This is a genomic window from Psychrobacter okhotskensis (assembly GCF_965638355.1).
Taxonomy (GTDB): domain Bacteria; phylum Pseudomonadota; class Gammaproteobacteria; order Pseudomonadales; family Moraxellaceae; genus Psychrobacter; species Psychrobacter okhotskensis.
Genome location: NZ_OZ281822.1, coordinates 414297 through 427378, shown reverse-complemented (window position 1 = coordinate 427378; position 13082 = coordinate 414297). Strand labels below are relative to the sequence as shown.

General features: G+C 43.5%; 10 protein-coding genes. 5 read left to right on the top strand and 5 right to left on the bottom strand.

Going from position 1 to position 13082, the window contains the following annotated elements; all coding sequences use genetic code 11:
• Positions 1-60: 60 nt before the first annotated feature.
• From ACSUPM_RS01810 to ACSUPM_RS01800, 3 genes are all read left to right on the top strand, one after another.
• Entirely contained in the window at positions 61-1242 is a 1182-nt protein-coding gene (locus ACSUPM_RS01810; protein WP_101210791.1) for a thiolase family protein, read from the top strand.
• Between the two features lie 445 nt (positions 1243-1687).
• A complete protein-coding gene (locus ACSUPM_RS01805) occupies positions 1688-2536 on the top strand; it encodes a DUF2382 domain-containing protein (RefSeq protein WP_436880140.1) in 849 nt (282 codons plus the stop codon).
• 331 nt (positions 2537-2867) lie between these two features.
• The gene (locus ACSUPM_RS01800) at positions 2868-3509 is read left to right on the top strand and encodes a YsnF/AvaK domain-containing protein (protein WP_436880139.1); all 642 of its coding nucleotides are present in this window, start codon (positions 2868-2870) and stop codon (positions 3507-3509) included.
• 126 nt (positions 3510-3635) lie between these two features.
• Here ACSUPM_RS01800 and ACSUPM_RS01795 read toward each other — a convergent pair whose 3' ends face one another.
• Together ACSUPM_RS01795 and secA are read right to left on the bottom strand one after the other, a co-directional pair.
• Complete coding sequence (locus tag ACSUPM_RS01795; protein WP_436880138.1) at positions 3636-4169, bottom strand: hypothetical protein; 534 nt, start codon at positions 4167-4169, stop codon at positions 3636-3638.
• A 318-nt stretch (positions 4170-4487) separates the two neighbouring features.
• Complete coding sequence (secA, locus tag ACSUPM_RS01790) at positions 4488-7304, bottom strand: preprotein translocase subunit SecA (protein ID WP_201608170.1); 2817 nt, start codon at positions 7302-7304, stop codon at positions 4488-4490.
• 401 nt (positions 7305-7705) lie between these two features.
• Here secA and mutS point away from each other — a divergent pair, with 401 nt between their 5' ends.
• Positions 7706-10858, top strand: a complete 3153-nt coding sequence (mutS, locus tag ACSUPM_RS01785) for a DNA mismatch repair protein MutS (protein WP_436880137.1) — start codon at positions 7706-7708, stop codon at positions 10856-10858.
• Positions 10859-10955: 97 nt separating this feature from the next.
• On the top strand, positions 10956-11279 hold the full coding sequence (gene fdxA, locus ACSUPM_RS01780; protein ID WP_160021089.1) for a ferredoxin FdxA: 324 nt from the start codon (positions 10956-10958) through the stop codon (positions 11277-11279).
• A 121-nt stretch (positions 11280-11400) separates the two neighbouring features.
• On the opposite strand, the gene ACSUPM_RS01775 is transcribed toward fdxA, so the two are convergent.
• The 3 genes from ACSUPM_RS01775 to tfpZ all read right to left on the bottom strand — a co-directional run bounded on the left by ACSUPM_RS01775 (position 11401) and on the right by tfpZ (position 13020).
• Positions 11401-11961, bottom strand: coding sequence for a pilin (locus ACSUPM_RS01775; protein ID WP_436880136.1), 561 nt, complete (start codon positions 11959-11961; stop codon positions 11401-11403).
• Positions 11962-12056: 95 nt separating this feature from the next.
• Positions 12057-12230, bottom strand: coding sequence for a hypothetical protein (locus tag ACSUPM_RS01770; RefSeq protein WP_436880135.1), 174 nt, complete (start codon positions 12228-12230; stop codon positions 12057-12059).
• Positions 12231-12279: 49 nt separating this feature from the next.
• Positions 12280-13020: a TfpX/TfpZ family type IV pilin accessory protein gene (gene tfpZ / locus ACSUPM_RS01765; RefSeq protein ID WP_436880134.1), complete on the bottom strand. Its 741-nt coding sequence runs from the start codon at positions 13018-13020 to the stop codon at positions 12280-12282.
• Positions 13021-13082 lie beyond the last annotated feature (62 nt).

The following is a 13082-nucleotide window of genomic DNA, read 5'->3' as shown; positions in this document are numbered from 1 at the left end:
TCGCGTTTTTTGTTTAAACACACAGACTTTTATTAAAACAAATGAAAAGGAACAACAATAATGTCAAATGATGCAATTGTAATTTTAAACGGCGCACGTACCCCAATGGGCGGCTTCCAAGGCGCTTTAAAAGACGTCAGTGCAACCGACCTAGGCGCAACAGCCATTAAAGCCGCTGTTGCTCGCTCTGGTGTTAGCGCGGACAAGATTGACGAAGTAATTATGGGCTGTATCTTAACAGCGGGTTTGGGTCAAGGCCCTGCGCGTCAAGCCATGCGTAAAGCTGGTCTATCTGATGCCACCGGTGCTGTCACTATCAATAAACTTTGTGGTTCAGGTCTAAAAGCTGTGATGCAAGCACATGACGGTATCAAAGCGGGCAGCTTCGATGTCGCAGTTGCGGGCGGCATGGAATCCATGACCAATGCTCCTTATATTATGCCAGGCGCACGTGGTGGCTATCGTATGGGCCATAAAGAAGTCAAGGATCATATGTTCCTAGACGGCTTAGAAGATGCCGAAACGGGTAAACTAATGGGTCAATTCGCCCAAGAAATGGCCATTGAAAAAGGCTATACCCGTGAGCAAATGGATAACTTTGCCATTGAGTCGCTGAATCGCGCCCTCACTGCTATTAAAGACGATCATTTCAAAAATGAGATTGAACCCGTTACTTTTGAGACGCGTAAAGGCGAGCAAACCGTCGACACCGATGAACAGCCCGGTCTTGCCAATGCAGAGCGCATTCCTACGTTGCGCCCAGCCTTTGCTAAAGATGGTACGATTACCGCCGCCAATGCTAGCTCAATCTCAGATGGCGCTGCTGCTGTCGTAGTTATGAAAGAGTCGCAAGCAAAATCTGAAGGCCTTGATTATCAAGCACGTATCGTGGCAACGGCTTCGAACTCGCGTCATCCAAGCGAATTTACCATTGCACCCATTGGCGCAATCGAAAAAGTATTAGCCGGTGCAGGCTGGTCAGTTGCCGATGTTGATCTATGGGAAATCAATGAAGCCTTTGCGATGGTGACCATGGCTGCAATGGATGAGCTAAACATTGAGCATGCCAAAGTAAACATTGAAGGCGGTGCTTGTGCCCTTGGTCATCCAGTTGGCTGCTCTGGCGCACGTATCCTAATTACCCTGATCAACTCTTTACAGCGTACTGGTGGTAAGAAAGGCGTAGCTACTTTATGTATCGGTGGCGGTGAAGCAGTAGCAGTAGCCATTGAACTACCATAGGTAACGAGTATTAAAGTTAACATTGTGATTTAAAGTGTAATTACTAAAAATCACTGTGTCATTGAAGCGCTAAAGTATGACTTAAAAATATAGTATTTTGTTCTTTAAAAGACCGCATTGCCAAACGCTTTGCGGTTTTTTTGTGCGCAAAAATTTCTCAATAAACAAGTTTTGTTCTTTACCGTAAGAAAGCCTTAACTCAAATATATATATCTATCATTCCTTTTACAGCATCTTACACGCAATTACTTCAAGTGCACACTTTGCTACCTTCCTCATATATCTCATTCAAAATCCTGATGTTACGATAATTACAAGTTGAGGTAGAAGCTACTTAGATCTATATGACTTATCACTTATTAATTTTGAAAGTTTTTTACCAGACCAAAAATTTAACTACCTAAAAAAACTATTAATAATTTACTCATACAAAAGGAAGATAATAATGAGCCAACTAATTCGTTTAAAAGACATCCAAGCTACCCACCGTGATCTTATTGGTGATGACTATTATGACCCAACAGGCAAAACAGCCTACGGTGTTAATGAAGAAAAAATCGGTAAAATCGAGGGCGCATTAGTAGAAGATACGACTGGTCGTATTCGCTACTTAATTGTTGACGCTGGAGGCTGGTTTAGCTCAAAAGAAGTATTAGTACCAGCAGGTTTAGCACGTATCGTTGGTGATGATGTATTCTTTGATAGTTTAACGCAAGCACAAGTAGAAGCGATGGACGTCTATGACCATGATTATCAGTACAGCTATAAAGAGCAGTACGAAAAAGATCGCCAATCATTCGTTGCTGACAGTGTGCCAACTGCAGAACGTATGGAAATTGCGGAGCATAACTACGACGCGCCAAACAAGTTAGAGCTATTAGAAGAGCGTTTGACTGTTAACAAAGATCGTATCGTCGCAGGGCTAGTAAAAGTCGGTAAGCATGTCGTGACCGAAGAACGTAATGTAGATGTTGAACTAGAAGAAGAGCATGCCAACATCGAGCGTACCAATGTTGACCGCCCTACTGATCGTCATATCGGTGATGTGAATGGCAATGAAAGCATCGAAGTAGAGCTCTCAGCAGAACGTGCCCGCGTTGGTAAAGAAACCTACGTTTCTGAAGAAGTGAACGTTGGTAAAACAACTGAGCGTCATACTGAGACTATCGTTGAGACCATTCAGCGTGAAGAGCTAGATATTGACCGTGATGGTAATGTGGTTGATCGTGAAGGCAATATTGTCGACCGCGACGGTATTACTGCTGAAGATGTACGCCGTGCTCGTGGTATGTAGTACGCCAAAAATAGTTGCTTAATGCATTTAATTAGATAAATAAGTGGAAAGTGACTGTTGATAAATGCAAATATTAGAAATAGCTGAGTATGCTACTCAGTTAAAAAAGACCAGAGTTCGTCTCTGGTCTTTTTTTGTGTCAGAGCATGTCCTCAATTCAAGCGAGATTAACGCTGCCACTCTTTTATAGTAAATTAACTATAAACTCGCATACTTCATGACAAGCTTTATAATGAAGTTAACAGTAATCGATAACCCTGATGTTCTATAATAATTAAGAAATCTTCAACGATATATTTTTGCAATTTATTTAATAATAAGGAAAAATAAAATGACAGCCGATAATAATAACGACAGCCGAAATCAACCAGTAAATAATAACCAATCGCTAGCGACTGACACCAATCCGCCTATTGCTGATCATAGTGCTGAAAACAAACTTCCTGCTCCTGAACATGATAGAGAGCCATTGGCTACCTTGAATCAAAAAGCCAATGGCGGGCGTTTAGAGTTACTGGAAGAACGTCCTGTCGTTAACAAAGAACGCTTGGATGTGGGTAAGGTCACGGTCACTAAGCACTCTCGAACCAAGACGATACAAGTGCCAATTGAGTTGGTAGAAGAATATATTACCGTCCGCACCGAATATAATGATGCCGAAAGTCAGGATTTACTGTCAGGCAATTACGATGATAAGGACATACTGCGCCATGTTGAACCATCGCTCGACAGCAAGGCGGTCGTGACTATCAATGGCAAGCAAGTTGAAATCGGTGATGCGCCCATTGAGATTATCTTATCGCGTCAAGTAGCGACCATCACTAAAGACACCTATGTCATTCAAGAAGTCGATGTCAACAAGAGTACCCACACCCATACTGACAATATCGAAGTCACACTTAAGCATGAAGAGCTAGACGTGACAGAGGAAGGGTTTTTGGAACATGAGCGCAGCCCTATTCAAAAGAAATAGACCGTTAATAAGAAATTGATATCAGCAATACCGTCGCGTTTTTAGGATATTTTGACTATAACTCAAAAATCAGATATAAAAAAAGCAACGACAACGTTGCTTTTTTCTTGATTGCTTGCTTATTGATTATGATGTTTTCTTACATTCATAAGTGTTCACATTAGCGGCATCTGCACCTGCTGTGCGCATCACGCCCGTTTCACGCGCTTCGTGTGCCACACGCCATTGGACAAAACCTTCTCCACCATCCATAGCAGTCTTTGCTTCAAAAACTTCAGGATTGCTAGCGTCATTGGTTTTCATCAAGGTTGTTGTTCCTTGAGCAGTAGCAATGACCACTTGGTTATCGGTATCTTTATAAGTTGCTGCAACTTGCAACTTAGGAGCACACAGGTAGTTTATCTGCGTCACACCACCGTTCACCGAAGCAACAGTATCATCCTCTACCTCACTGGCTGACGCATCTTGTGGAGCGACTATCATATTATTGGGCTCGGCAGGTTCGGCAGACATAGGAACAGATTGCTCTTCGCTTATGTTGTCTTCTAGGCTCTGCTCAGGCTCTTGCTTTTGTTGACAGGCTCCAACCGTTAGAGCACCGGCCAATAAACCTGTCATCACAACAGAGGTACGCAACTGTTTTAATAATTCTACATTCATAATACGCTCCCAAATAAATATGTTAAACACTATAGCGTGTCCATAAATTCACGCCTATACTGAATTTGTAAACAATCGCTACAAAGCCATTGCTTATTGTTTGAATAATTAACTGAATAGTCTTATCCACTTAGCAAGTATAGTCAATGAAAAATAATATCGAACCATCATGCACTGCTGCTATTGTCGCGTTTTTAGGAGATTGTGACTATACTTTTCATAAGCGTTAAAAAAAGCCCCCATCTATGTTAGATGAGGGCTTGTTACGACCATTGAAAACGCTTTTAGGACGGCTTACTTATCCCTAATGGTAACGCTTTAGATTTTACCGTGGCATTGCTTATATTTAAGTCCCGAACCACAAGGGCAAGGTGCGTTACGGCTGATATTCATACCAGCGTATGGATTCGGCTCATCACCGATTCTAAAGTTGCGATCCGCATTATTACCAGCACCAATCGCAGCGCCTATCCCTGCCGCGCCGCTATTAGGGTTACGATTTTGTGGTTGCCCCTGCTCTGCTGCATTATTGTCCGCATTGCTATCTAAGTTGTCGATATCATCATGCTCGAATTGCATGCGCATATGCGCGGCATTCTCACGTTGCTGCGTTTCTAATGCCGCCAGCTCTTCTTTGGTCGGGATATGGACACGTGATAAATCTTGTACTGTCTCTGACTTAATCGCCCCTAGCATCATTTGGAATAACTCAAACGACTCCCGCTTATATTCTTGCTCAGGGTTTTTTTGCGCATAACCGCGCAGATGGATACCTTTGCGCAGCTGATCCATTTGCGTCAAATGTTCTTTCCAGTGCTTGTCTAGGCTTTGCAGCATAAAATGACGCTCAAGCTGGGCGGCATCTTTTTCACCCATTTGCTCACGGCGACCATGATAATGATCCAGTGCTGTCTGAATGATTTTGGCGCGTAGCCCTTCTTCATCTAAGCGGCGATCTTCATCTAGCCAATCATTAATCGGCATTGATATCTTAAACTCATCCTCAAGCTCATCTTCCAATCCATCAACATTCCATTGGTCATCGATAGAACCTGGTGGGATAAATTGGCTAATCATGGCGTTATAGACTTCATGATGCATGACTTCGATGGCCTCTAGCAGATCCATATCTGCGAGCAAATCATCGCGCTGACCATAGATCACTTTACGCTGCTCATTGGCAACATCATCATACTTGAGGAGATTTTTACGCGCATCAAAATCGCGGCTCTCAACTTTACCTTGCGCGTTTTCGATCGATTTGGAGACCATTTTGTGCTCAATGGCTTCGTCTTCTTTGAGTCCCATGGCGCGCATCATATTGACAACGCGGTCACCGGCGAAGATACGCATCAAGTCATCTTCGAGCGATAAGAAGAAGCGCGACATGCCAGGGTCACCTTGACGACCGGCACGACCACGTAGCTGATTATCAATACGGCGTGATTCATGGCGCTCAGAACCAATGATATGCAAACCACCAGCCGCAACGACTTGGTCATGTTTGACTTGCCATTCTGCCTTCAGGCGCTTCATCTCTTCTGGGCTGACCGAATCAATGTCTTCGATAAACGACTGCCAGTTACCACCAAGGATAATATCAGTACCACGACCGGCCATGTTGGTGGCGATGGTGACCGATTTTGGGCTACCAGCCTGCGCGATAATTTCGGCTTCACGCTCATGCTGCTTGGCATTTAGCACGTTATGCTTGACGCCTTCTTGATCCAGTAAGTACGACAATTCTTCGCTGGCTTCAATCGTCGCCGTACCAACCAATACTGGCGCACCTTTGGCTTGAATCTCTTTAATCTCGCGAATGATGCCTTTATATTTTCCTAACTTGGTCAAGAAAATCTGGTCATCCATATCGATACGCGCAATGGGCTCATGGGTTGGGATCACGATGACGTCTAGGTCATACGTTGATTTGAACTCTGCCGCTTCGGTATCAGCCGTACCGGTCATACCAGACAATTTGTCATAGAGACGGAAATAGTTCTGGAACGTGGTGGTTGCCAGCGTTTGGTTCTCCGCTTGAATCTCGACGTTTTCTTTGGCTTCGACCGCTTGATGCAGCCCTTCTGACCAACGACGACCGGGCATGGTACGACCGGTGTTTTCATCAACGATGACCACTTCGCCATCATCGACGATATAATGGACGTTTTTGACAAATACATGATGGGCGCGGATGGCTGCTTGGACGTGTGCCAATAACGGCAAACGGCTTGGGCTATATAAACTTTCGTTTTCGCCCAGCTCGCCCACTTCGATTAGGAAACGCTCAATTTTTTCATAGCCCTTTTCGCTAATCTCGATCTGACGGTTCTTTTCATCAATCCAAAAATCTTCTTCTTCGTTATTCTTATTAGCTTCTTCATCTTTTGAACGAATTAGCACCGGAATAATAGTATTAATCAATGCATACATACGTGAAGAATCTTCGGCTTGACCCGAAATAATCAGCGGCGTACGCGCCTCATCGATTAAGATAGAGTCAATTTCATCGATAATACAAAAGTTTAATGAGCGCTGCTTTTTTTCGCCTAAACTAAACACCATGTTATCGCGTAGATAATCAAAGCCATATTCGTTATTGGTACCGTAGGTGATATCCGCTTGATAGGCGTCGATTTTTTCTTGAGGTGGTTGTTGTGAATAAATCACGCCAACCGTCATTCCCAAAAAGCCAAACAACGGACGGTTCAATTCCGCATCACGGGCGGCCAAATAATCGTTGACCGTGACCAGATGGACGCCTTTGCCACTGATAGCGTTGAGATACATCGCCAAGGTACCCATCAAGGTTTTACCTTCACCGGTTTTCATCTCAGCAATTTTGCCTTCGTGCAAGGTGAGACCACCGATCAGCTGCACATCGTAGTGGCGCATGCCATTGACACGTAGCGATGCCTCGCGGCAAACCGCAAACGCTTCCGGTAATAATGCATCTAAGCTTTCACCATTTTGGTGTCTTGCTTTAAACTCTTCGGTTTTTTGTTGTAATTGCTCATCAGACAGGGCTTGTATCGTCGCCTCATGTGCGTTGATCTTGCTGACCACTTTGCGCATGCGTTTTAATTCGCGGTCATTTTTGGTGCCAACCACACTGCCTATAATCTTTGATAACATAATTTTTTGACCTATGGAAATATTCGATAATTAGTACGCATGACAGCGCTTTACTCGCTGCTTATTCATTATTTGGCTGATTACGGTTTCATTTAAGGCAGTCCAATAAACGATTGCCTAATAACTTTATAATAAAATCTTGCCTAATGAAGTATCGCCCAATTAAGTGTGCCGTCATTATATATGGTTATGACGGCGATGGATACAAGGGCAATGAGTAGATATTTGCCGACGTAAAAACGTTGCAGGACGTGTTAAAATAGCGCTTATGGCTTTAAATTATTTAGCTTTTTAATCACCTCATTTAACGGCATGATTTGCTCACTATCCTTAGCTATTTATTATTATAAAAACACTTATTTCGCCCACAGTAAACTCATAAGAACCAAAAGAGACTCTGCATGACCGCTAAGCCGTCCGCTCAAAATCCTCATTCAGCTGAACCGTTAGTCATAGGTGATGCCATCTATCATTTGGCAGACCATACGCCGATGATGGTGCAATATCTAACCATGAAAGCCAATTATCCGCAAGCACTGCTGCTGTACCGGATGGGTGACTTTTATGAATTATTTTTTGATGATGCCAAACGTGCCGCGCAAATCTTAGACATCACCTTGACCCGCCGCGGTACTGATAAAGCCGGTAATACTATTGCGATGGCAGGCGTGCCCTTTCATGCCGCTGACAGCTATATGGCGCGGCTGATTGCGGCTGGGCAAACCGTGGTCGTATGTGAGCAAATTGATGAGTCAGCCTCTGACACTGCCACTGGCACTGACAATGCAAATAGCGCGTCCAAAGCGCCTACGATGGGTGACAAGCAAAAGAAAGACAAAAGTAAATCTGCTGCTAGTAGCATCATGCGCCGTGAAGTGGTTAAAACTCTGACCGCTGGGACGATTACCGATGATGCGTTAATCGCGCCCAATCATACACCGACCGTGGTCGCGATTGATATTGCAATGCCAAAAGGTAACAGCAACCAAGCTTTGCAAGCCGCCATTAGCCAAATGGACTTGGCCGCTGGGACGTTAACGACGCAAACAGTAAACGCTAATAATGACGATATCGAAGGCTTACAAACTCAAATGCTGACGGTGCTGGCACGCTTTGCCCCGAGTGAATGTATCATTAGCGAGGCACTCAGTCACAGCGATGTAAATAGTAGTGGTAATGGCGAAGATTGGTTGACATGGCTACGGCAAAATCTTGATTGCCCTATCATCGAAGTCGCTGCCAATGACTTTCATCGTGAGCATGCCAGCGCAACCCTTTGTCAGCAGTTTGAGGTACAACGCCTCGATGGTCTAGGAATTAGCGATGCCACGCTTAGCCAGTCTAGCTGTGCCGCCCTTATTCATTATGCACGGCAAACCCAACAGCGCCATGTGCCACAAGTTAACCAGCTTATCGTCGAGTACAGCGATGACTATCTAATCATTGATGCCAATAGTCAGCAAAATCTTGAACTGTTTACCCCCGTCAGCAGCAATGGAACGTCGCTGATATCCGTGCTCAATCACTGTCAGACGCCGATGGGACGTCGTTTATTGGTGCAGCAAATGAAGCGTCCACTACGTCAGCATGCACGTATCAATTTGCGCTTAGAGGCGATAGCCAACCTTTTACAGACAGACAGTCAATCGGATGAAAACAAACAGCTTAAGCAAAATTTAGAAAAACATTCATTGGTCAGCAATTTACGCGAAACCTTAAATGCTATCGGTGATATTGAGCGTATCAGTAGCCGTATCGGGCTGATGAGCGCTAAGCCGCGTGACCTGCGTAAGCTTGCTGATGGTATTGCTAGCAGCGCCCAGCTCACTACTCTACTGATAAATGCAGGTATCAGCCATGAGCAGGCAGGACTGTTGCCCATGCTGATGCAGCAATTGCCTGCGCAGTTACCTGCGGTGCAATCAGTCGCTGAGCTGATTGAGCGCGCTATTATCGCAGAACCGCCCGCGCATATTCGTGATGGCGGCATGCTAGCCGCAGGTTTTGATGCAGAGTTTGATCGCTTAACCCATCTGCATGATAATATCCAAGTGACCTTGGATAAGATGGTAGAGCGCGCGCGTCAAGAGAGCCAATTACCCAGCCTAAAAGTAGGCTTTAATAAAGTCAGCGGCTTTTATTTTGAATTGCCCAAAATGCAGGCAAAGAATGCACCGGCGCATTTTATCCGGCGGCAAACCCTGAAGAGCAGCGAGCGCTTTATCACTGATGAGCTAAAAGAAGTCGAGACCGAGTATCTAAGCGCACAGACATTAGCGTTAACTCGTGAAAAACAGCTGTATCACCAACTGTTGACACTATTAAGCAGTCATTTAGCGGAACTACAACAGCTAAGCGCGGCTATTGCGCAAATAGATGTGCTTAGTAATTGGGCGCAACTTGCGATCACTTATCACTGGCAGCGCCCAGTCATGAGTAAGGACTTAAAAGAGGCTAGCGGGTTAGAAAACAATCATTCAAAAAGTGGCTTGAATCATAACAACCAAACCAGTATCGATATCAAAGCAGGTCGCCACGTAGTAGTCGAAGCGGCGTTAAATCCAGCCAATACTGGAAATACTGGAAATACTGTTAATAAAATCAACAATTCTCAACCTGCGAGCCATTTTGTCGCCAATGATTGCGCTTTAGGCAGTCATGCAAATCCTGAGCGCCTACTAATGATTACAGGCCCTAATATGGGTGGTAAATCAACCTATATGCGACAGACTGCGCTAATTGTCCTACTGGCGCATTGCGGTAGCTTTGTCCCAGCGGCTAGTGCTTATATTGGCGACATCGACCGTATCTTTACCCGTATTGGCTCAGCCGATGACTTGGCGGGTGGTAAATCAACCTTTATGGTTGAGATGATTGAGACCGCTAATATCCTCAATCAAGCAACGAATAAGTCGCTCGTGCTGATGGATGAAGTTGGACGGGGTACGGCAACCACCGATGGATTGGCAATCGCTCATGCCTGTGTCAATCGCTTGGTCGAGATTGGCTGCCTGACATTATTTGCCACCCATTACTTTGAGCTAACGCAATTGGCAAATAATAAAGACAAAAGCCATGCTAATATTCGCAACGTCCATGTCGCTGCTAGTGAAGTCGATGGTCAACTGCTGCTACTGCATCAAATCAAGGACGGTGCGGCAAGCTCAAGCTTTGGGCTGCATGTGGCTAAAATGGCGGGGATTCCTACTCAGGTATTAAATGATGCCAAGCGCTACCTAGTAGACAACTTGAAAGTAGACAACTTGAAAATAAATAGCGTAAAAACAGAAAACGAAAAAGTTGCAATCGATAAAGTTGATGACAAAAATGACTTAGCTAAGTCAGTAAAGGATAAACGCCAGCAGGCTTATAATGACGAGGCAGAAAAAGAAAATGGCAGCAGTAATAGCCAAACTAGAACTACGAATAATAATCCACAGCAAAATCAGCTATTTAGCTTGCAAGATGAGCTTAACGCTATTAACCCTGACAACCTAACACCCAAGCAAGCGCATGATTTAATCTATCATTTGAAGAAAATCATTAGTCATTAAAGGGAATTGTCAAATCGTAGTAAAGGCGCTAAAATACGCTTTATTTTCGACTATTCTATTTAGCCAAAAGCCAAATCAATAACAGGTAGACATCACTATGACCTTTGTCGTTACAGATAACTGCATTCTTTGCAAATACACCGACTGTGTAGAAGTCTGTCCTGTGGACTGCTTTTATGAAGGACCAAACTTCCTTGTCATCGATCCTGATGAGTGCATCGACTGCGCGCTATGCGAGCCTGAATGTCCCGCCAATGCCATCTTCTCAGAAGATGAAGTGCCCAAAGGGCAAGAGATGTTTACGGAGCTAAATGCTGATCTGGCCCAAAAATGGCCGAATATCACTGAGATGAAAGGTCAGTTGCCAGAAGCTGAGAAGTGGGATGGCGTGGAAGGTAAGATTCAGTATTTAGAGAAGTAGCTCAATAGCTACAAAAATTATTTATAATAAAAAAGGCTGATGCAAATGTATCAGCCTTTTTTGTTGCTTTCTGTCATCTATCAAAATGATTCGTCAATCACATACTTTTATTTAGTAGCTATCAATAAGCCCCTCTGCAAGAGTTAGGTAAATACCTATCAGGAATAGTAGTGCCATCTATAGATGAACCACAACGCCAACTCCCAATATTCTTACTATTACTCGTAATACCAACTATCGGATTAGCATTACTCCCCATCTGAATCGGTGCAAGCGTTAGAGCATTCGTACTAGTAGTTAACGAAGATAATTGAATTTCGTTAACTTGCACGTTAATAATACCATTGGTACTGACCACAATGTTTTTCACATATTTAGTATGAATCGAGTCACAAGCATTTGGTAAGGCTGTACCCAAATTTGATGACGGAGAATCTACAACCTCTATTACTGAGATACGACATGCCGTAGCAGCTAAAATTACCTCTGAGAGCTTGGCTTGCATAGTGTAGTTTTGATAAGCTGGGAATGCGACTGCGGAGAGAATCCCCACAATAGCAATGACGATCATTAGCTCTATCAAGGCAAAGCCTGACTGTGGTCTATAAGTTTGATTTAGGGGAGATAACAGCATCACAGCATCACAGCAAACCATATTAATATTGAATCTATGCTGTTGCATGCGACATGCCACTTTTATTTACTGCATACATTTTTTAAAAGTCGCATAAGTAATTATAAAAATTTTTTCTCGGTTTATAGAGTGTATGGCACAGCTTAAACCATAATCTTTTTAGCTAAAGGGTAGCATAAGGCAGTTAATATGCCCCATACTAGCCAACCAAACGGTAATATGTTTTGGGCAGGTTTAAATCCAGTTGCACTGATAAGTAAAGCAACTATAAAAAAGATAAGAGAGCTAATCAGTAAGGCACCGATGATATATTTCATGGCGATTCCTAAATCTATCTATAAAAAATATTTGGAGAATAAATGTCGCTTACCAAGGTCTTAGATTTACAATATTCACAACCTTGTCAGCCTCCGCTTTATCGATTAGTACTACCATATTGATGGCACTAGCCTTTAGCGGTAGATAACTACTCACTGTCGGATATTTAGAGAGTATGTTATCAACGTCTGATTTATCGTTATAATTATATAGCTCCTCAATAGGTTTTGACTTAGTAACTAACAACGCAGCTACTGTATCAAGCGGCTGATAAAGCTCTGGGCGCTGCGATGGTGCTATACCATAGCCTATTTCATCGAACAGTATCTGCTGGCTAACCTCTTTATCATCTTTAGGAATCACAGCAGCAACATATCTTGCTCCTGACTGACTCACCTTTTGATACGTTGGTAGCGCTTCTGTCAGCTTGCGTTTATCAATCTCATTATTTTTGACCAAATCAAATCGATCTACGTTATAAACAATCCATGCCGGGCGACCATCATAGACATGATAGAACCCATAAGCAAATGCGGCCAGTTGTATTAAGACAATGACAGCTAGGTCAAACTTAAGCGTCCTCTTCTTAGGTTTATACACAATAAATGTCAGTAGCGGTCCCAAGATAATATCTATCCCAAGCATAATCAAAAATATCTTAATGACCCCTGTCGCCTGATATAAAGGTTGTGGATACCAGACAAAAAACACAATACCTAAGCTAACCGCCGCAATCAATAAACTGGCTACCAAATGCCAGCCAAACGCTTTTAGTTTATATATAAACATATAGTCAACACTCTAAAATAGATAAATCGTTATTCAAGCTATTGTAGCTTGTTCTATGCGTC